Source organism: Bacillus sp. RZ2MS9 (assembly GCF_001816185.2).
In the GTDB taxonomy this organism is placed as follows: Bacteria; Bacillota; Bacilli; order Bacillales; family Bacillaceae_G; genus Bacillus_A; species Bacillus_A cereus.
Window position 1 is genome coordinate 820,012 of the sequence record NZ_CP049978.1, and the last position, 19,956, is coordinate 839,967.

Sequence of the window (19,956 nt, forward strand, 5' to 3'; positions counted from 1 at the left end):
GTAGCATATTTTACTGTTTGAATGGAAAATTAGTTATAAAACGATAATCTTTTTAGGCGTGAAAATATATAAATGAGGTGAAATTTAATAAAATATCGGTATAATTGTTACAAAATCAGTCGAAGTATGGAAAAAATTACGCCTTGATTTTCGTCTGTTACATAGTATTTTTGCAATAATAGAATTAGATAATAGCCTTAGTACCTATAAATAATGAAGAGTATTAGAATGATAGTTGTAACGTGAAACATATATAATAGAAGAAACTCAATTCAGTAGATAAATAAAAAACGTAGGAGTGTAAACTCCTACGTTTTTGTTTATTCATATCGTAAACATTCAATTGGATCAAGTTTTGCAGCTTTGTTAGCTGGTAGTAAACCGAATATAATACCAATTAACATGGAGATACCTACTGCAAGAAGTCCAAGTTCTTTTGAGACAACAAGTGGCCATCCAGCAAAGATTGAGACGATCCAAGCGAAGAAGATACCGAGCATGAATCCGATGAAACCACCGAGTCCTGTTAAAATACAAGATTCGATTAAGAATTGTGTTAATACTTTACCACGTGTTGCACCAAGTGCTTTACGAATACCAATCTCACGTGTACGTTCTGTTACAGATACGAGCATGATGTTCATTACACCGATACCACCAACAAGTAAGGAGATAGCAGCAATACCACCAAATACCATTTTCATCATACCGATTGATTCGTCTAGTTGTTTCGTAAATTCACCTAAGTCTTGTGCTTCGAATTTGTGCTCAAATTTAGGAGCTTTCATTTCGTTTAAGACAGAAACGGCTTGTTTTTCTACACTTTTACGTTCTGTCGGAGAGGTCATTGTTAATCTTACAGAGTCATACTCATTTACTCCTGAAATGACAGGCGCATTTTCAAGTGATGTATAACCTTCAGGCATAGGCATTCCAAAGTCGTTTTTCGTTTCGTATACACCAACTATTTTATACGGCTTTCCTTTTATATCTGTGTATTGATTTGATTCCCAACCACTACTAAATAATTTGTTGAAAGCTTCTTCATTTAATATAACAGCAGGGATTGCTTGGTTTAGTTCACTGTCATTTAATTCACGACCGTGAACTAATTTTATTTTCGAATCTGTCATAAAGGCGCCTGTTCCACCTTTTAAATCAAGATTTACATCTTTTGAACCAGCAGATGCTTTTACTTTCATACTTACGTCTGGATACACATCTTTAACGCCTGGTACAGTTTGCAGACGGTTTAGCATATCAGGTGTGATTTTGGCACTATCTGTTCCGTAATCAGGATTGTTGTAGTAAATCGTTACTTCGTTATCTTTTCCTTGGCCTAATTCTTTTTTAAACTTTGCGTTTGTACCATCACCCATTGAAATGATAGTAATAATGGCACTAATACCGATAATAATACCTAACATCGTTAAAATAGAACGCATTTTATGAGCAAAGATAGAGGAAAGGGCCATGCGTATATTTTCACTCGTATTCAAAATTAACCTCTCCAATCTTGGACGATATTTCCGTCACGAATTACAATTTGACGTGCTGCAGCTTCCCCGATTTCACGGTCATGGGTAATCATAATGATTGTTGAGCCTTGTTTATTTAATTCGTAAAAGAGGTCCATAATTTGTGTGCTTGTTTTTGTATCAAGTGCTCCCGTCGGTTCATCGGCTAAAATGAATTTTGGGTTATTTACGATTGCACGTGCAACAGCGACACGCTGCTTTTGTCCACCTGATAATTCGTTCGGTAAGTGAGTAGCGCGATCAGCTAAACCGACTTTTGTTAAAGCAGCTAATGAGCGCTCGCGTCTTTCTTTTTTATCGACTCCAGCGTAAATAAGAGGTAGTTCTACATTTTGAAGCGCTGTAAGTCTCGGTAATAACATGAAGTTTTGGAATACGAATCCGATCTCTTTATTACGTACGTGTGCAAGTTCTGTTTCAGTCATGTTTGAAATATTTTGACCGGCTAGTTCGTACGTACCTGTCGTCGGTTTATCTAAGCAACCGATAATGTTCATTAATGTTGATTTACCAGAACCAGAAGGTCCCATAATAGAAGTGAATTCTCCTTGGTTCAGTGTTACGTCAATTCCGTGTAATATTTGAACGGATTCTGCACCATTTTGGAAGGATTTCGTGATGCCTTTTAAGTTAATCACTGGGCGACAACCTCCATACCATCTTTTAAGTCTTTTTCAGGTTTAGAGATAATTTCCTCTCCTTTTTTCACTCCAGAAACTTTTGCTTCGCTATCAGTCTCGAATTCAACAGTAACTGCTTGTTCTTTCGCCTTACCGTCTTTTACAACGAAGACAACATTTTTGTCACCTTTTTTCACGATACTGCTTTTCGGAACAATTGTACCAGTTGCTTCGCCAGATTTACTTGTTACGTAAACGTGGAAGCCGTTTTGTAATTCGTCACTATTATCTAATGTGACAGTGAATTGATAGTTAGAAACAGTTTTATTTTCATCTATGCTCTTTAATGGTGTAGAACCGATTTCTGTTACTTTTCCTGTCCAAGTCTTACCAGCGACAGTTTTTGATGAAACAGTTACTTCTTGCCCAACTTTCATACTAGCAAGCTCATATTCAGAAAGTTGACCTTTTACCTTAAATTGACCAGCGTGACGAAGAGTAACCCCGCTCATACCTGTTTTTTCGTCAGCAGTTTTCACAATATCATCAATTACGCCATCAGCAGGACTTGTTACAGAAAGAGTGTTTACTTTCTCTTTTGCTGCTTTAATCATTTCATCAGCTTTTTCAACTTCAAACTTTTTCATTTCAAGTTGTGATTCTAATTGCCCAACTTCAGCTTCTGATGCTTTTAATGCTTCAGCAGGAAGGCCTGCATTTTTATCTTTTTGTAATTTTTGTTTCGCCGCATCAATTTGTTTTTGGAACAACGTTACTTCTTTTTGTGCGATTTTCTTTTGCATTTCTGCTTCTGTTACACCTTGTTTAGCAGTCGGGTCATTGTATTTAAATAGAAGCTGACCTTTTTTCACTTCATCGCCTTTTTTAACAGCTAATTCATATGTTCCTTTTGTTGGATCGAATGAAATAGTTTCAATTCCATTTGGAATAACTTCGCCACCAAATTTTTGCGCGTTTTGGATTTGTTTTTCAGTTACTTTATATCCGCTATATGCCATTGCTACTTCTGAACCGCCCCCAGCAAATGCAAAGTATGATCCAGCTGCAATTCCGATTGCTACTACACTAGTAATTAACACCTTATTTTTCTTTTTCATCTATTTATCACCTTTTCGTTCGTTTTAGTATCTACATTAAGTATAGAAGAGGTGAAGAATCTGACAAATCGTTTTATCTTACAATAACCTTACAGTTTTGTAAGGTATGAATATGCAAATGTAAGGTAGAGGTTGTCCTAGTGTAAGCAAATGAATTGACTCGTCGTTTCTTTCTTACAATAATATTGTATGGAGGAAAGGAGGAAGGAAGATGGAAGCTTATTTTAGCGCGCACCCATTAAAACCATTTATTCCATACTCAAGGCAACATGCCCTTATATTATTTATTATGTTGGTGGGGATATTTTTTCTGTATCAATACCAAGATTTATTACGTCAAAGTGAGTGGAATATAACAGTTCGATATGCGATTGCATTTTTATTTATAGGGAGTGAAATTGGGCTTCATATGTGGGAGTGGAAAGCGGGGATTTTTGAGTTAGCTACTTCATTACCGTTTGAATTATGTACAATTAGTTTATTGTTAGCGTCGATTATGATTGTAACGAAAAGTTATCGAATATATGAGGTTGTATTTTTTACGGGAATTATTGGTGCATCACAAGCTATTTTAACGCCAAATTTGCAGTATGCTTTTCCACATTTTCGTTTCATTGAATATTTTAGCGCGCATGTATTGCTCATTTGGGCACCACTCTTTATGACTTGGGTGGAAGGCTATAGACCGACCTTGCAATCTATTAAGCGTACGATGATACTTTTAAACATATTGATTCCGCTTGTTTCGTTTGTGAATTACAAAACAGGTGGTAATTATATGTTTTTAGCTCATAAGCCAGAAACAGCTTCATTACTCGATATGTTAGGGCCGCATCCTTACTATATTATTTCATTAGAAATAGCTGCGCTTATTGGATGTTTCATTTTGTATATGCCGTTTGCGAAAAGAGAAAGGCATGCGCATAAAGAATCACTAGGATCATAGCTTAGTGATTTTTTGTCTTTAAAATATTTACAATTCAGAAAATTAAGAATAAAATTAGGGGGTAAATTATAGAGAGAGAAGGGTGAAAATGGTCAAAAAGGTATTTTTGAATGGGATGGAAGTGACGATTCAATTTCTTATTTCGATTTTGGGGATTATTATGTTAGGGGCTCTGCCGAAATTGTTTTATGGATTTAAGCTGGATGTATCAAAGTACATACAGAGTTTACAAGAAGTGTTTGTGAACTTAATGGATATTTCCAATTTGCAATATGTGAGAGGTAAATTTTTATTTCCGCAGCTGTTCGTCCATTATAAAGAAACGATTATTATTTTTTTAGCTGCTTTTTTTATTTCATTATTTGTAGCATTTTGTATTGTTTATGTAATTATGAGTAGTTCACCGCGTATACAACATCGAATTAAATCATTTCTCATCTTCCTAGAATCCATTCCAGATATCCTTCTTATTTTAGTATCACAAATTTTAGTTGTATGGTTTTTTAAACAAACAGGTTTTTTACCTTTTCAAATTGCTTCAATTGGAGGCGAGTCGATTAGAGGATTGCCAATATTGTGTTTGAGCATCCCGACTACGATTATGTTTGTAAAAATGGTCGTGCTTCGTTTTGAAAATGAACTAGAAAAAGATTATGTACTATTTGCTAAGGCGAAAGGGCTGGGGCGCTTTCATATTTTAAATCGTCATATTTTACGAAATGTGTTGCTTAGTACATTATTCTTTGCGAAAACGAATATCTTTTTTATGTTATCTAATTTATATATTATAGAATGGATTTTTAATACGGGTGGTATTTTTATGTTTTTGAAATCGTATTTCGGTATTAGAGTTGAGGTTTTCATCGTTAGTGTGCTTCTTATATATATTCCGATTTTTATTTTATTTAAATTGTTTCATTATCTCATTCCGGCTGCGATGAAGGAGAGATTATAATATGTGGACGTATATAAAACGTGATAAAAGATTTTGGATAAGCATTGGGTTTCTTCTCCTATTAGTTCTTTTGAGCATCGGAAATACGTTATGGAATGATGGACATATTAGACAAGTTACATTGCAATATGATGTGGATGAAAATCCACAAGTGCCACCGTTTCCACCTTCATTACAATTTTTACTCGGGACAGACCGGAAAGGGTATGACCTGTTACATTTAGTCATTGAAGGCGCGAAGTGGACGATTGGTATATCTATTTTAATTGCGGCACTTAGAATGGTAATAGGTGTGTTTTTCGGTGTCGTACTCGGAACGTATATAAAAAGAGGATTTTCAAAAATTGAGGCTTTCTTTGATAGTTTTACAGTTATTCCGACAGTTATGATTGCGTATTTTTTTCTTCAATCTGCAAATGCATTTGGAAGCGGAGAGGAGACAACAACCTTTTTTGAAAGGGCTTCGTTTCAAGTGGTATTACTTGTACTGCTTGTAATGCCAGTTATTGCACTGTATGTTGCGAAGGAAGTTCGTAAATTGCGAACGGAAGAATTTGTTGATGCCGCGCGCATATTAGGCGGATCGAGAAGACGTATTGTTATAAAACATCTTTTTCCGCATCTCTATATGACTTTTATACTCGTATTTCTTCAACAGTTTACGCAGAGTCTTACTATTTTACTGCACTTAGGATTACTTGAAGTGTTCTTTGGTGCGACTGTTACGTTTGGTGGACCTATAAAAGAGGTGGAATCTTATACGCATGAATGGTCAGGTTTAATTGGAGTATACTTTAGATCATTAACAGTGCATCCATGGATTCCTCTCGTCCCAATTACATTTTTCGGGCTAACTATTTTTTCAGGAAATATGATTGTGAAAAGTATAGAAGAGGCAATGTTGAAAGTAAGGTTAGGAGGGGAGAGAAAGAGGAAAGATGTAGAAGAGGAACAGCCTGTTGTGCAGTCAAAAGAAGAGTTATTTACTTTTAAACATACGATGTGAAGAGAAAGAAGAAGCAAGCATGGATTTCATGCTTGCTTCTTTTCTTTATTTTGTAGAAACTTCACCTGCAGCTTCTGTTTGCGGAATAAAGTATCCAATTATACCACCGATTATTGCTGGAATGATCCAGCCAATTCCTAAGTTATAAAAAGGAATGGTGTGTACGATATTAGCGATAAAATCTGGTATCATTTCCACATTATCAAGTGCATGAATACAGCTAATAATAAACGCTGCGATCATCGCTCCAATGTAGACAGAAGGTTTACGTTTCGTATATTTATCGATAAATGATACGAAAACTAAAATGATCGTAATTGGGTACAAAATAATTAATACAGGTAAAGTAATTTTAATTAATAAGCTTAATCCTAAGTTTGAAATAACGAAACTAAAGATACAAACGTATAGTACAAGCTTTTTGTATGAAACATTTGTTAGCACTGTTGTGAAGTAATTTGCAAATGCACTTACAACACCAATTGCCGTTGTTAAACAAGCGAAGATAATGGCGATACTTAATAAAATATTACCGCTTGTCCCAAAAAATTGATACATAACAGTAGCTAATAGCTGCCCACCGTTTTCGAATTGTCCTAAGTTTCCGTTTGAAGCTCCAATATAACCGAGTAAGAAGTAAACAATTGTTAAGAATAGAGCAGCGATACTTCCGCAAATGATTGTATATTTCGCGATAGATTTCTTCTCTTGTATACCGTTTTGACGAATTGCATTTACAACAATTGTTGATAGTACGAGAGCGCCAATTGCATCTAACGTTAAAAATCCTTCAAGAAATCCTTTGAAAAACGGGATGTCTTTATAGTCACCGATAGGCTCTGCAAACGTTCCTGGTGAAAGAATCGCTTTTGTTGCCATAATTGCAATAATTACAAGTAAAATTGGCGTTAATATTTTACCGATATGATCTACTAGCTTGGATGGATTTAATGATAAGAAGTAAACGACTGTAAAGAAAATCGCACTAAAAACTAACATAGAATACCATTGATCTGGGAAAAGTGGTGCAATCCCGATTTCATAAGATACAGATCCAGTTCGTGGAATAACAAATAGTGGGCCGATTGAAAGATAAATAATGATAGCGAATACTGCTGCGAATTTTGGATGAACACGGCTCGCTAAAGTGTTAAAACTACCACCAGCAAGGGCAACAGCAACGATAGCAAGTAAAGATAAACCGACGTCTGTAATAATAAACCCTGTAATGGAAACCCACATATTTTCTCCGGAAGAAAGACCGAGAAGGGGCGGGAAAATCATATTACCAGCACCGAAGAAAACTGCGAATAGTAATAAACTAATCGAAAGTATTTGCGCTGGTTTTAAAGTTGTATGCATATAAAGAAAATCCTCCTAATGAGTGTTTTTGTCGAAAATTCAAATAATTTGTCGAGTAACTGTTATTATTTTAAAGGTCTGATGACTAGAAAGCAATAGGGAATTTTGAAAATATTAAAAAATAATGCATTAAATCGAATAAATATACTATTTATATGTTTAATAGGAAGGATTTAACTTTTAACATAAAAAAACACATATCGCTAGGATACGTGTTTTAAAAAAATATTTTTTTATCGCGTTCTTCTTTTAAAATTTCAACTGCTTCTCGGAAACGTTGTGAATGGACAATTTCTCGTTCACGTAAGAAGCGTAGGCTGTCATTTATATCTGGATCATCTGATAAGTTAATGAGCCATTGATATGTTGCTCGTGCTTTTTCTTCAGCTGCAATATCCTCGTATAGATCGGCAATTGGATCACCTTTAGCCTGTATATAGGTTGCAGTAAATGGAACACCAGCAGCGTTATGGTAATGAAGAGCACTGTCATGATCAGCGTAATGAGGGTCAAGACCAGCAGCTTTCATTTGTTCAGGGGTCGCATCTTTCGTCAGCTTATAAACCATCGTAGCAATCATTTCAAGGTGAGCAAATTCTTCTGTACCAATATCAGTAAGTAGGCCAATGACTTTATCAGGAATTGTATAACGTTGATTTAAGTAACGTAGTGCAGCAGCTAATTCTCCATCTGCACCACCGTATTGCTCGATTAATAATTTTGCAAGTGCGGGATTGCAAGTTCCCACTTTAACTGGGTATTGTAATTTCTTTTCATAAATCCACATAGTTTCTCTCCTTTATATTTGCCATGGCCAAGGACCTTTGCTCCATTCCCAAGGGGCATTAGAATAGCTGTTTCCAAACTGTTGGAGTGGTCCGTATTTTTCTTCCATCTTTTGTTTTAATACTCTCCGTTTATAGGAAAAGTCATTAAATTGATTAATCGCAGCGGTGTCATCTGGATGTGTATCTAAATAAAGAGTGAGTTCAACTAGTACAAAGTCCAGTTCTTGAAGCTCCAGTAAAAGTTTATAGTATTCTTCTGGTAGCGATTGATTCACGACAGTAGTCACCGCCCTTTTTTATAAGGATTTTCATAATAGTCATAAAAAACAGGCCATAAAGTCCCTTTTTGTAGTGCTTCTTTTGGTGTGAATTGTGGTAAGTTTGGCGGTTGAAAGCCTAAAAATAAATTAGGAGGAGTAGAATAATATTTTTTTCCAATAGGAGGACAGGGATCGAGAGGACTATGATAGGGCACGAATGATCTCATATATTTATTCACGAATAAACCTCCTTAAGTGTTCATTACTACGTATTGTATTCAGACATAATAGGCATTTATGACACATATAAAAAAGTAATAGGTACGGGGGGAATGAATGTGGAGAATGTGAAACAATTCATTGTATTGGAAGTGAAAAACTTAAAGGAAACTTTGTATTTTTACGAAGGGATTTTAGGAATTAAACCTAGTTTAGAAAGACCTCAATTAGATGTAACAGGGGTTTGGTATGATGCTGACTCAACGAGAATTAGTTTTATTATGAAGCGCAGTTTGGGCGGGCGTGAGAAGAGTGTTACGGACTCAGTTGATGTTCTAACGTTTTCAATTTCTAACATAGAGAATGTAAAGAAGAGGTTAGTATTTTATAAAATCGCATATACAGAAAACAAAAGTGAGAAGAGTATTGTGGTACAAGACCCGGATGGATATAAACTTCAAGTGATAGAGAAGGATGAATAGACGGAGGGGATTTAGTGGAGAGAAATTATGAAGAAAGTGCGTTGTTTGAGCATCAATTTTGGTTAAAGGTACTTACTGATCATGCACAATTTTTACTGGATGCATTAGCTCCGAAGGAAAAAGAGGATATAAAAAAAGCTACTTACTTTGTTGAAACATTTACGAATTTGTTAAATAAAGTTCGGAATGTGAATCTGATGGCATTTTCAAAAGAGGCAGAACAAGCCGCTAAGGAGATTCGGGCGTTTAAATTAAATATTATACAGAAACAGCTGGAAGGGAAAATTACGATTCATTTTACGCCAACTTTTATTAATCATATGGTAAACGAAGTGGAAGAGTATATAGCAGTTTTAGAGTTTTTGAAGAAAGGGGAAGTTCCGCCTGTTTTTCATGAATTACATTATCATCTCGTTTGGTTAACGGATGCGGCTGGTCATGCAGGCTCTATTTCTGGTGGATTAGATCTTGTTGAAAAAAGATTAAAAGAGAAAAGCGAAGAATTTACGAAGCATTTTGAACAATTTTACTTAAAGGCAGTTGAAATGACAGGGTATTTACGAACGGAGCTTCATCATTTTCCAGCATTAAAGAAGTTTACGAAAGATGTTTCACTTGAATTGAAATTATTTTCGCATTTTTTACATGAAGTGGAAGAGCTCGAGTTATCGAATGAAGTATTAAGTGCACTATCAGCTAGAATGGCAGATCATATGGCAAGAGAAGAATGTTACTACTTATTAAAACTAGCTCAATCGTCTGGGCTTGAAATGCCGAAATGTAATCCGCTTTAAAGAAAAAGAGGTCAATTTTATTTGGCCTCTTTTTCTGTTTTATTGTCTCTTTTTATTTTTGCTTGTTCAATGCTTGCCTGTAATGTCTCCATAATATTAATGATGTTCGGAGCTGGAGAGATTTTTTCAGTTTTTTCCTGTTGTTCAATTTTATTCTCGATTAATTCGGTAAGGGCTTCTTTATATTCATCTGTATACATTTCTTGTTCAAAAGGATTTGTAAGGTGGTGGATTAAATTAATTGCTGCGGTGAGTTCTTGTTTTTGTATAGGATAATTTTCGTTACTTGGTAAGTTAGGTGTATTTGTTATAGCGCGAATTTCATTAGGGTAGTGGATGGTTTGTAACATTAGTCCATCTTCAAAGTTACGGATAATAGCTAAATGTTGTTTTTTTCTAATAGAAATATGAATAAGCCCAAGTTTATTTGTACGTTCAAGAGCTTCTTTTAATAATAAATAGGATTTTTCATGTCCTGGGGTAGGTCCTATAAAATAAGAGCGATCATAAAGAACAGAATCAATTTCGTTATTTTGGACAAAAGATATAATACGAATGGATCGTGGTTCATGAGCTTGTTGTAATTCAGCTAATTCTTTTTCATCCATAATAATATATTTATGAGGTGCGTATTCATAGGCTTTTACAATATCGTTATCATCAATTTCTTCATCCGTACAATCGGGAGCGAACTTTTTATATTTAATAGGTGTTAAGCATTCTTTATGGAGACTTAAAAATTTTATGTCGTTTTCTTCTACGGCACTATATAGTTTGATGCCTATATTTAATAGTCCAAGTGAAAGTGCACCTTTCCATACAGTATGCAAATGAAACATCTCCTTTCGTTCAAAAATGATTATGTATATTATGAGATAGTAAGAAATTTCCTATACGTTTTTTGTTTTTTACGAAAGGGATTGGGATATAAAATATATTGACAAGCCCTCTGAAATATTTTAATGTGAGTGTATAAAATTGTGTATAAAGGGGAGTAACTTATTACAGTAAAGTCGTCATTACAGGGAGAAACCCTCGGCTTTATTGGCAACGTTTCGTTGTTAGTGAGACCTTTACCAGCAATGGTAAAGGCCCCTTTCTGTCTTTTTGAGGACCCTTACCATATTTGGTAGGGTCCTTTTCGTATACAAAGAGAGGAGATATAAAAATGAAAAAACTTATTAGTAGATTAAGAGTTGTATTTCATGTTCGCCGATTTGTTCCATTCCTATTTGACTTTTTTACTTCAAAAGAGGTTTCAATAAAGAAGAAAATTTTATCTGTTGCTTTTTTAGTTGGTTATGTTGCGATGCCGCTTGATTTAATTCCAGACTTCCTACCGTTTATCGGTATTTTAGATGATATTGGAATTGTGTTATTTATTTTGAACCGAATTGTAAAAATGGCGCCAGTTCAATTACAAGAAAAGCATAACGTAAACGTAGGATAGGAGTTAAAATATGGAGCAAATAATTTTAGATATAATCGAGTTTTTAAAGCAGTTTTCTTATTTTGGAGTTGTGTTAGCATTAACGTTTGAATTTATTCCGGCAGAAGTAGTGTTGCCTATGGTTGGGTATTGGGTATACGAGGGAGATATGAATTTTTGGTTGGCTGTATTAGCAGGGACACTTGGTGGAACGACAGGACCGTTAACGTTATACGCACTTGGTTATTATGGTGGTCGTCCGCTATTAATAAAATACGGAAAATACTTCTTTATTAAAGAAGAACAAATTCAAAAAGCAGATGATTTCTTTGAGAAATATGGACCAGTTGTAGCATTTGTTGGACGCTTTGTACCAGGGGTTCGAACGCTTATTTCTGTTCCGTGTGGTATGGCGAAAATGAACATATGGAAATTTAGTATATATACATTTGTAGCAATGTTCCCGTTAACGACTTTGTATGTTTATTTTGGAATGAAATTAGGTCCGCATTGGGAAAAAGCAGCGGACGTTGTTGGACAATATATGCTACCGATATTAGGCGGCGTTATTCTTATCGTTGCTAGTATCTTTGTCTATAAATATATGAAGAAAAGAAACAAAACGGAATCTATCTAGTCATTTGAATATTTTTTGAAAATAGATGAATAGTACAGGCAAAAGACTCTGAGGGACATACACATATAGGGAATATAAAAGAGAGAGGGGAAACAACTATGTCTTGTGAGTGCTCAGGGTCAGCATTAACTTGTTGTCCAGATAAAAATTATGTGCAAGATAAAGTGTGTAGTCCGTGGTCAGGAACTGTAGTGGCGACTGCTATTACGAATGTACTGTACAACAATAATATTAATCAAAATATGATTGGAACAGGGTTTGTTCGATATGACGTCGGACCGGCTCCGATCACACTGACAGTTTTAGATGCAGCAGGCGCTACAATTGATACACAAACATTAAACCCAGGAACAAGTATAGCTTTTACGTACCGTCGTTTCGTAACAATTGAAGTAACTTTACCTGCTGCAACAGCTGGAACATATCAAGGGGAGTTTTGTATAACTACACGTTATCCACTTTCATAATAGAAAAGGAGAGGGCTAAGATGTACAATTCTAACTTATCATGCTGTTCCAGTAAAACACTTGTTCAAGATCAGGTATGTATAGATTGGGCTGCTACTGGTGCGGTAACTGAAACAGTGTATACGAATAATATTACGCAAGATTTATATGCATCAGGTTATGTGAAATATGATGTAGGTACAGCTCCAATTACGGTGAATTTTTTAGTAGGAGCGACAGTGGTGAATACAATTACTGTACAACCACAAAGCAGTGGATCATTTACAGTAAGATACTTTACTACAATTCAAATTGTAACAACAGGAACGGGAGTAAGCCAAGGACAATTATGTCTGACAGTACGTTATCCAATTTCATAAGCAAAAGCATACCAAGTGGTATGCTTTTTTATATAGTTTGTAAGTTAAGGTGGTGAAGAAATTTATAAGCAAAATGAGAATTGACAACAATATTTTCCTTCCATATATCGGGTTGGGTTATTTGGAATATCAATGATAGCCACAGATTGTAAGGATTGACCTGTATATGACATTGTGTTGCCAGGATAGACTGTAAAAGTATTTGTCACCTTTCCGATAATTTGAACGGTAATTCCTGCAGTACTACTAGTACTATTATACACAGAAATGGTACCAGATATTTTAACTACACCATCTCCTTCCCATAAGATTAATGTAGGATTTTCAGAAGGTGGTGGAATTTCTTTTGTTATAAGAAAATTACCGGCAAATTCATTTGTAATTAATTCACAGCCTGGTGGTTCTGGTGGATTAGGTGGATCATAGGGAGGGCAGATGATAGATAAAGGGGCATAACAGCCGATATTTTTTTTACAAGCCATTAGTAGCTCCTCCCTTCATACTTTCTTTTTATTACTATTAAATGTTGGAAAACGATAGTTGTGTTAATAAAGGGGCGAAAAATTTCAGGAAAGTTTGTTTAATAGGCTTCCAAATCATAATAATGAATAAGAGTCTGTTAGACACAAGGTACTTGTATAAGATAATACAAGTAATGTTGGATGTTACAGAAAAATGACTGTATATTTACAAAAGTTAAATAAATTTCATTTTCACTTTAAACGAAGTTAATATGTGTTCGATACAATAACCATTGTAATTAATTCATTATATGAGGAGGATTTACGTGGACAGAACTGATTTACGAAAAGTAAAAGGCCTTATTGGATTATTGATGGTTTTTGTATTAGCATTCGTATCATTTCCATGGAGCACATCAGTTAAAGCAGAAGAGAAAAAGCAAGAAAAGGCATCAAGTGAGAAGAAGATAGTTTTTCCAGTTGTAAGTGATGTACATATTAAAAATAGTGGAACGGATGATACGTTTCGCTGGAAAAGAGCGATTGAACAGTTTAATGCATTAGCACCGAAGCAAGATGCGTTCGTAATTGTGGGAGACTTTACTGATTCAGGATCGGTACAACAGTATGATCGTTTCATGCAAGTATATAATGAAAATGCAAATAAAGATGCGGTACGAATGAATTCTCTAGGGAATCATGATTATTGGAATGGCTTATCAGAAGCTGGAGCGCAAAAGAGATTTTTAGAAAAAACAGGTATGGAATCAATTTATTATCATAAAGTGGTCAAAGGTTATCACTTCCTTGTTATGTCTCCAGAGAATGGAACAACACATGGTTATTATTCGGACAAGCAAATTAATTGGTTAAAAGAAGAAATGGCAAAAGCACAAAAAGATGATCCAGAAAAACCGATTTTTGTATTTTTACATCAACATATTAAAGATACAGTGTACGGTAGTCAGGAATGGGGAACACAAGATAGCACGAAAATTAATGCAGTATTAAAAGAATACCCACAAGTTATTACGTTTTCAGGTCATTCACATTATCCGTTAGATGATCCGAGATCGATACATCAAAAAGACTTTACATCAGTTGGTACATCTTCAGTAAGTTATATGGAAGTTGAAGGTGGTAAAGTACAAGGGAATATCCCGCCAGGAGCTAGTACGTTAAGCCAAGGTTTATTAGTAGAAGTAGATGAAGAAGAAGTGACGATTAATCGCCGTGATTTCCATACGAATTCTTGGACAGGCGAGCCTTGGAAAATTAAATTACCAGCAAAGAAAGAAACATTTACACATGTAGAAGATCGTGATAAAGAAAAGCCTTACTTTGCTAAAGATGCAAAGCTTGCTGTATCAAATGTAACAGAAAATGCGGCAACAGTAACATTCCCGCAAGCATTGGACAACCTCCTTGTTCACTCTTACCGTGTGCAGGCTAGAGATAAGCAAACGGGTGAAATAAAAAATAAATTGTTAGCATTCTCAGAGTTTTATCGTGATCCAGTGCCGAAAGATCTTACGTTTACGCTTGCAGGGTTAGATGGCGGGAAAGCATATACACTTGAAGTAGTTGCGATTGATTCATTTGGCAATGAAACCGCACAGCCGTTAACTGCGGAAATTACTACGAAAAAAGATAATATTGACCCGAATGTGAAAGTACCAAAAGCTGATGTTTTCGATGTAAACTTTGCAGATGGTACATTTAAAGACAATTCACCATTTGGTACAAAAGGTGATGTGAAGGGCAATGTGACTATTGAATATGATAAAGCATTGAAGAAGAATGTTATGAAGTTAAACGGAAAAGCAAATACATTTGGATACCTTCCATTTTCAGCTGTACAAAAAGAGAAAATAGTAAATACGTTTACATTAGAAACTGTATTTTCAATGAATGAAATTCGCGGACAAGGTATTTTGCAAAATACAGAGAGCGGCGGAATTGGATTTGAGTCTACAGGAAGTGGATATGTTGAATTATGGGCTCACATTGGAGGTAGCTATAAACGTGTTGGTGTTCAATTAGAAGCGAACAAAACGTATCATTTAACAGGAACGTATAACGGAAGCGAAGTGGCAATTTACGTAGATGGTAAAAAAGTAAATAGTCAGCCAGCTCAAGGAAAAGTTTATAACCCGAACGTACCATTTGCATTTGGAGCGGATCCTGATAGTAACGGAAATGGTGGTATTCCGTTAAATGGACAAATCGCGTTAGCAAAATTATATAGTAAAGCTTTAAGTTCTTCAGAAGTATTAGCATCATACAATGAGTTTTTTAACCGTACGAAGTTAGAGCAAGTAAATGCGTTATTTGAAGAGCTTGGAAAAGTAAAAGAAGTGTTAGCGGGTACGTATGAATTTGGTGATAAGCCAGGTCAATATTCAAAGGAAGCCTTTCAAGAATTAGAGAAAAGCTATAACATTGCAAAGCAAGCATTTGAAAATGTAGAAAGTACTGGGGAACAAATTATTCAAACATATAACGAATTAAAATCAGCTAATGTAACATTCGTACAATCAAAAGTGGTAGAAGAACAACCAAAAACAACGAAAGAAAAATTACAAATCAATATTGAATCTGCAAAAGCAGTAGTGAAGAAAGCGCAAGCTGTAAATGTAACAGATGGTTCAGTGAAATCATTGCAACAAAAAATTACAGTTGCAGAAGCTGTATTACAAGATGTGCAAGTAAAAGATGCACAGGTAGAAACGATGAATCGTACATTAGAGTATGCGATTTCACTTGTTGAAAAAAGTATGAACAAATAAGAGAGAAGAAAAGAAGCTTATCATGATAGGCTTCTTTTTTGTTATACTAAAAGTAGCATAGAAAGAAGGAGCGAATAATTTGGAACAGAAAAAGCTAAAAAGAATTCTTGAATATGTATGGATCGCGGTTGTGCTCCTTGTAGGATATTATTTATTAAAAGATAAAAGTATTTGGGTTTTATTCTTAATGACGTTTTTATTAGCAGGATTAGGAACGTTATTTATTAACTTCTTCTTTGATAGTTTGAATGCCTGGAAGAAGAAAAAGAAGGGGACGAAGTAAAGGAGGGAATATATGCAAAAGTGGAAGCTCATATATCAGGTGATTATTTTCTTAGTGCTTGTGGGTATTGGAATGATCAAATACTCGACACCAATAGGAAATTGGGCATGGTTTACAGCTTGCATCGGCATATTTTTCATTTTACAATCGTTAACGAAAAAATATAATAGTACAGAAAGATAGCTCGCCGTTTTATCGGCGAGCTATTTTGTTATGCTTTTTTCTGTTCATCATTTGTTTTTTCAATAGCTAAATGACTATGCTTTCTAGAGTAGAAGAAATAGAAGCATAAGCCGATTATAAGCCAAACTGCAAAGCTAATCCATGTTGTTTTAGACAAATTGATCATTAAATATAAGCAGCAAAGAATCGCGACAACTGGTAGTACAGGTACGAAAGGTGTGCGGAATCCGCGTTTTAAGTCAGGATGTGTTTTTCGTAAAATAAGTACTGCGCAGCAAACGAATGTAAAGGCTGTTAACGTGCCGATGTTTACTAAATTCGCTAGCAAATGTAAGTCTAAAAGGCCTGCTAATAAAGCGGCAACAACGCCAGTAATCCACGTATTTAATAAAGGGATTTTTACTCTTTTATTTACACGTGCTAACGCTTTTGGAAGTAGACCGTCACGGCTCATTGCATATGAAACGCGAACTTGTCCATACATAACGACTAAGAGGACGGTTGTCATTCCAGTCATCGCTCCAACAGCGAGTAGTCCTGCAATTGTATCCTCACCAACGAAATGCAATGCAAATGCAACTGGATCAGAAACGTCTAATTGCGTATAAGGAACCATACCTGTTAAAACGAAAGATACAATCATATATAAAACAGTACAAATAAGAAGAGAACCGATAATACCAATTGGTAAATCACGCTGCGGTTTTTTCGTTTCTTCTGCAGCGGTTGCGATTGCATCAAAACCTAAAAAGGCGAAAAACACAGTGGCAGCGCCAGTAATAATACCGTCGTATCCGAATGGAATGAACGGTGTCCAGTTTTCAGGTTTTACATATTTTGCGCCTGCTACGATAAAAGCGATAATAACTGCTAGCTTGATAAGAACCATAATATTATTAATGCGAGCGCTTTCGCGTATACCGAAACTTAAAAGACCAGTAATAAGAAGTAAAATACAGACAGCAGGTAAATCGATGAGACCACCTTTTCCTACGCCGGGGGCCGAGGCGATTATGGCGGGCAGGTGTATATTGAACCCTTGTAGTAATGATTGCAAATAACCAGACCAACCGACAGCTACTGCTGCAACGGCAAGTAAATATTCGAGCATTAAACACCATCCGACGATGAAGGCGACGACTTCTCCGACTGTCATGTATGCGTAAGTATACACACTTCCTGAGACAGGAATAGAAGAAGCAAATTCAGCGTAACAAAAGGCTACACAAGCACAAGTAAATGCAGCAATAAGGAATGATAGCATAATACCAGGACCAGAATGTTTTGCTGCAACAATACCTGTTAATACAAAGATCCCTGTCCCAATTACGGCGCCGATTCCTAAAAACGTTAAATCGAGTGCAGTTAATGTTCTAGCTAGCTGCTTTGGTGATTCAGTACTAAGCGCTTTTTTTCGTAATAATGACTTCACTTTGGACTCTCCCCCCGTTTTTTCATTTCCATAACTGCGACTATAGTATGAGCCCATTAAAAAAGAGTAAGTAAGGAAGTGGAGGTGCAGTTATGGTATATAGTTTTTAAAATTGCTGGATTAATCTTAATATAATTCAGAATATTTTGTCAAATAAAAATATGACAAATAAAATGCGGATCAATAGGGGAAACTACTTGCAGAAATGGACGGGGGTTAACGACCCACTGATTAAAGTTAAAGTAGGAGCAGATGCTATGTTATTTTATTTTGAACTTGTCGTCATTTTACTTTGTACGAAATTAGCTGGTGACATTAGTGTAAGACTTGGTCAGCCTTCTGTACTTGGTAAGTTAATTGTCGGTATTATTATCGGTCCGGCTGTACTTGGTATTATTAATAGTTCTGAACTGATTGATGAATTGAGTGAGATTGGTGTTTTGTTACTTATGTTTATGGCGGGACTTGAAACAGATTTAGAAGAGTTAAATCGGAATTTGAAATCGTCGTTTGCAGTAGCGGCCGGTGGAATTATTTTTCCTTTCATCGGTGGTTATGTAACAGGATTGCTGTTTGGATTAATACAGTCCCATGCCATTTTTTTAGGGTTATTACTTTGCGCAACATCGGTTAGTATTACGGTCCAGACGCTACGTGATCTAGGAAAAATGAATACGAGAGAAAGTACAACAATTTTAGGTGCTGCCGTATTTGATGATGTCATTGTCGTTATTTTATTGGCATTTGTAATGAGTTTTTTAGGAACACAAGATGTGAATATAACACTTGTCATTGTAAAGAAAATTATTTTCTTTGTAAGTATTGTTTTTATTGCTTGGAAAGTCGTTCCTTGGATTATGAAAATGCTTGTACCGCTTCGTGTAACAGAAGCGTTAATTAGCGCGGCTCTTATTATTTGCTTCTCTTTTTCTTATTACAGTGAAATGATGGGAATTGCAGGCATTATTGGAGCATTTGCAGCAGGAATTGCTATTTCTCAAACAGAGTATAAGCATGAGGTGGAACATAAAATTGAACCGATTGCTTATGCAATATTTGTTCCAGTATTCTTCGTAAGTATCGGAATGGAAATTACATTTCAAGGCATTGGAAGCCAGCTTTGGTTTATTATTATTATGACTCTCATTGCAATTTTCACAAAGTTAATCGGATCAGGTTTAGGAGCGAGACTGACAGGATTTAATCTCCAATCTTCTATTAGTATTGGCGCGGGGATGGTATCACGTGGTGAAGTAGCGCTTATCATCGCTGCAAATGGACTTACGGCGAATTTATTAGCGAAAGAAAATTTCACAGCGATTGTTATTGTTGTTATATTGACGACGATTATTACACCGCCACTTTTGAAGAAATATTTTGTATAGAGAGGAAGGGCTTATCTGATGTAGGTAAGCTCTTTTTTTATTCCCAAAAGCAATGATCATATAGCATGAAGGGTTTGTAATTATGGTAAAATCTATGTATGTGATATGACAAGGAGAGGGAAGTGTGAAGATTACGAAGGAGAAGGTTATCGGTGTAATCGTACTCATTGCAGTATGTATACCATTTACTGCATGGAAAGAATCAAAAGTGAAAGATTTTCCGGTTTCTATTTTTTCGGAAGAAGCAGATGGTGAGTACGGTCAGAAGCTGAAATATACTGCTTTTTTACCTGATGTTGCGATTTGGATGAACGGTTGGGAAAAGAAGTGGACAGAAGGGGAAAGAACTGTTTATCAAAAAGGGAATCGCATTGTAAATGTGTTTCATCCTCCTGGCGATGATGGTTATTACCTTCTTGAAGCAAGAGAAAATAAGTGAACGC

24 protein-coding genes are annotated in these 19,956 nt (G+C 35.6%); 14 read left to right on the forward strand and 10 right to left on the reverse strand.

The features are described from left to right. Positions 1 to 320: 320 nt before the first annotated feature. The 3 genes from BHV55_RS04220 to BHV55_RS04230 are packed head-to-tail and all read right to left on the reverse strand — an operon-like array spanning position 321 to position 3,276. Positions 321 to 1,475, reverse strand: a complete 1,155-nt coding sequence (locus BHV55_RS04220) for an ABC transporter permease (protein WP_001986269.1) — start codon at positions 1,473 to 1,475, stop codon at positions 321 to 323. Positions 1,476 to 1,501: 26 nt separating this feature from the next. Further along, a complete protein-coding gene (locus BHV55_RS04225) occupies positions 1,502 to 2,176 on the reverse strand; it encodes an ABC transporter ATP-binding protein (RefSeq protein ID WP_000609104.1) in 675 nt (224 codons plus the stop codon). Further along, positions 2,173 to 3,276 (reverse strand): efflux RND transporter periplasmic adaptor subunit, encoded by a 1,104-nt coding sequence (locus BHV55_RS04230; RefSeq protein ID WP_070757355.1) that lies wholly within the window; start codon positions 3,274 to 3,276, stop codon positions 2,173 to 2,175. Before BHV55_RS04230 ends, BHV55_RS04225 begins: the two co-directional genes overlap by 4 nt. Positions 3,277 to 3,487: 211 nt before the next feature. Here BHV55_RS04230 and BHV55_RS04235 point away from each other — a divergent pair, with 211 nt between their 5' ends. The 3 genes from BHV55_RS04235 to BHV55_RS04245 all read left to right on the forward strand — a co-directional run bounded on the left by BHV55_RS04235 (position 3,488) and on the right by BHV55_RS04245 (position 6,183). After that, complete coding sequence (locus BHV55_RS04235; RefSeq protein ID WP_070757352.1) at positions 3,488 to 4,222, forward strand: YwaF family protein; 735 nt, start codon at positions 3,488 to 3,490, stop codon at positions 4,220 to 4,222. Positions 4,223 to 4,310: 88 nt separating this feature from the next. Then, entirely contained in the window at positions 4,311 to 5,177 is an 867-nt protein-coding gene (locus tag BHV55_RS04240) for an ABC transporter permease subunit (protein ID WP_070757351.1), read from the forward strand. Between the two features lies 1 nt (position 5,178). Then, positions 5,179 to 6,183, forward strand: coding sequence for an ABC transporter permease (locus BHV55_RS04245; protein ID WP_070757349.1), 1,005 nt, complete (start codon positions 5,179 to 5,181; stop codon positions 6,181 to 6,183). Between the two features lie 45 nt (positions 6,184 to 6,228). On the opposite strand, the gene brnQ2 is transcribed toward BHV55_RS04245, so the two are convergent. The 4 genes from brnQ2 to BHV55_RS04265 form a co-directional block, all read right to left on the reverse strand. Further along, positions 6,229 to 7,545, reverse strand: a complete 1,317-nt coding sequence (gene brnQ2 / locus BHV55_RS04250; protein WP_000557553.1) for a branched-chain amino acid transport system II carrier protein BrnQ2 — start codon at positions 7,543 to 7,545, stop codon at positions 6,229 to 6,231. Between the two features lie 217 nt (positions 7,546 to 7,762). Continuing rightward, entirely contained in the window at positions 7,763 to 8,332 is a 570-nt protein-coding gene (gene cotJC / locus BHV55_RS04255; RefSeq protein WP_000265273.1) for a spore coat protein CotJC, read from the reverse strand. Between the two features lie 12 nt (positions 8,333 to 8,344). After that, on the reverse strand, positions 8,345 to 8,608 hold the full coding sequence (locus BHV55_RS04260; protein WP_001076509.1) for a spore coat protein CotJB: 264 nt from the start codon (positions 8,606 to 8,608) through the stop codon (positions 8,345 to 8,347). 8 nt (positions 8,609 to 8,616) lie between these two features. After that, positions 8,617 to 8,832, reverse strand: a complete 216-nt coding sequence (locus BHV55_RS04265; protein ID WP_001046257.1) for a spore coat associated protein CotJA — start codon at positions 8,830 to 8,832, stop codon at positions 8,617 to 8,619. Positions 8,833 to 8,925: 93 nt separating this feature from the next. Here BHV55_RS04265 and BHV55_RS04270 point away from each other — a divergent pair, with 93 nt between their 5' ends. Continuing rightward, positions 8,926 to 9,294, forward strand: a complete 369-nt coding sequence (locus BHV55_RS04270) for a VOC family protein (RefSeq protein WP_044129442.1) — start codon at positions 8,926 to 8,928, stop codon at positions 9,292 to 9,294. 14 nt (positions 9,295 to 9,308) lie between these two features. Then, positions 9,309 to 10,088, forward strand: coding sequence for a DUF2935 domain-containing protein (locus BHV55_RS04275; RefSeq protein ID WP_000440973.1), 780 nt, complete (start codon positions 9,309 to 9,311; stop codon positions 10,086 to 10,088). 17 nt (positions 10,089 to 10,105) lie between these two features. Here BHV55_RS04275 and ku read toward each other — a convergent pair whose 3' ends face one another. Next, entirely contained in the window at positions 10,106 to 10,918 is an 813-nt protein-coding gene (gene ku, locus BHV55_RS04280) for a non-homologous end joining protein Ku (RefSeq protein WP_070757348.1), read from the reverse strand. 338 nt (positions 10,919 to 11,256) lie between these two features. Here ku and BHV55_RS04285 point away from each other — a divergent pair, with 338 nt between their 5' ends. The 4 genes from BHV55_RS04285 to BHV55_RS04300 all read left to right on the forward strand — a co-directional run bounded on the left by BHV55_RS04285 (position 11,257) and on the right by BHV55_RS04300 (position 12,980). Beyond that, positions 11,257 to 11,538: a YkvA family protein gene (locus tag BHV55_RS04285; RefSeq protein WP_000733852.1), complete on the forward strand. Its 282-nt coding sequence runs from the start codon at positions 11,257 to 11,259 to the stop codon at positions 11,536 to 11,538. A 10-nt stretch (positions 11,539 to 11,548) separates the two neighbouring features. Further along, positions 11,549 to 12,154, forward strand: coding sequence for a DedA family protein (locus tag BHV55_RS04290; RefSeq protein WP_000435017.1), 606 nt, complete (start codon positions 11,549 to 11,551; stop codon positions 12,152 to 12,154). 98 nt (positions 12,155 to 12,252) lie between these two features. Continuing rightward, on the forward strand, positions 12,253 to 12,621 hold the full coding sequence (locus BHV55_RS04295) for a DUF3992 domain-containing protein (RefSeq protein ID WP_001277547.1): 369 nt from the start codon (positions 12,253 to 12,255) through the stop codon (positions 12,619 to 12,621). A 20-nt stretch (positions 12,622 to 12,641) separates the two neighbouring features. Further along, positions 12,642 to 12,980: a DUF3992 domain-containing protein gene (locus tag BHV55_RS04300; RefSeq protein ID WP_000282809.1), complete on the forward strand. Its 339-nt coding sequence runs from the start codon at positions 12,642 to 12,644 to the stop codon at positions 12,978 to 12,980. Between the two features lie 62 nt (positions 12,981 to 13,042). On the opposite strand, the gene BHV55_RS04305 is transcribed toward BHV55_RS04300, so the two are convergent. Then, positions 13,043 to 13,462: an S-Ena type endospore appendage gene (locus BHV55_RS04305; protein WP_000752308.1), complete on the reverse strand. Its 420-nt coding sequence runs from the start codon at positions 13,460 to 13,462 to the stop codon at positions 13,043 to 13,045. A gap of 305 nt (positions 13,463 to 13,767) precedes the next feature. Here BHV55_RS04305 and BHV55_RS04310 point away from each other — a divergent pair, with 305 nt between their 5' ends. The 3 genes from BHV55_RS04310 to BHV55_RS04320 all read left to right on the forward strand — a co-directional run bounded on the left by BHV55_RS04310 (position 13,768) and on the right by BHV55_RS04320 (position 16,696). Beyond that, positions 13,768 to 16,230, forward strand: a complete 2,463-nt coding sequence (locus BHV55_RS04310) for an FN3 and LamG domain-containing metallophosphoesterase family protein (RefSeq protein WP_070757346.1) — start codon at positions 13,768 to 13,770, stop codon at positions 16,228 to 16,230. Between the two features lie 79 nt (positions 16,231 to 16,309). Next, a complete protein-coding gene (locus tag BHV55_RS04315; protein WP_000435800.1) occupies positions 16,310 to 16,513 on the forward strand; it encodes a hypothetical protein in 204 nt (67 codons plus the stop codon). 12 nt (positions 16,514 to 16,525) lie between these two features. Continuing rightward, on the forward strand, positions 16,526 to 16,696 hold the full coding sequence (locus BHV55_RS04320) for a hypothetical protein (protein ID WP_001174850.1): 171 nt from the start codon (positions 16,526 to 16,528) through the stop codon (positions 16,694 to 16,696). 28 nt (positions 16,697 to 16,724) lie between these two features. Here the strand turns inward: BHV55_RS04320 and bcaP are convergent, their stop codons facing one another. Then, positions 16,725 to 18,128 carry a branched-chain amino acid transporter BcaP gene (bcaP, locus tag BHV55_RS04325; protein WP_070757345.1) on the reverse strand — a complete coding sequence of 468 codons (1,404 nt, stop codon included), beginning with the start codon at positions 18,126 to 18,128 and terminating at the stop codon, positions 16,725 to 16,727. A 161-nt stretch (positions 18,129 to 18,289) separates the two neighbouring features. Here bcaP and BHV55_RS04330 point away from each other — a divergent pair, with 161 nt between their 5' ends. Next, positions 18,290 to 19,513, forward strand: a complete 1,224-nt coding sequence (locus tag BHV55_RS04330; protein WP_061113410.1) for a cation:proton antiporter — start codon at positions 18,290 to 18,292, stop codon at positions 19,511 to 19,513. Between the two features lie 124 nt (positions 19,514 to 19,637). Next, on the forward strand, positions 19,638 to 19,952 hold the full coding sequence (locus BHV55_RS04335; protein ID WP_000704958.1) for a hypothetical protein: 315 nt from the start codon (positions 19,638 to 19,640) through the stop codon (positions 19,950 to 19,952). Positions 19,953 to 19,956 lie beyond the last annotated feature (4 nt).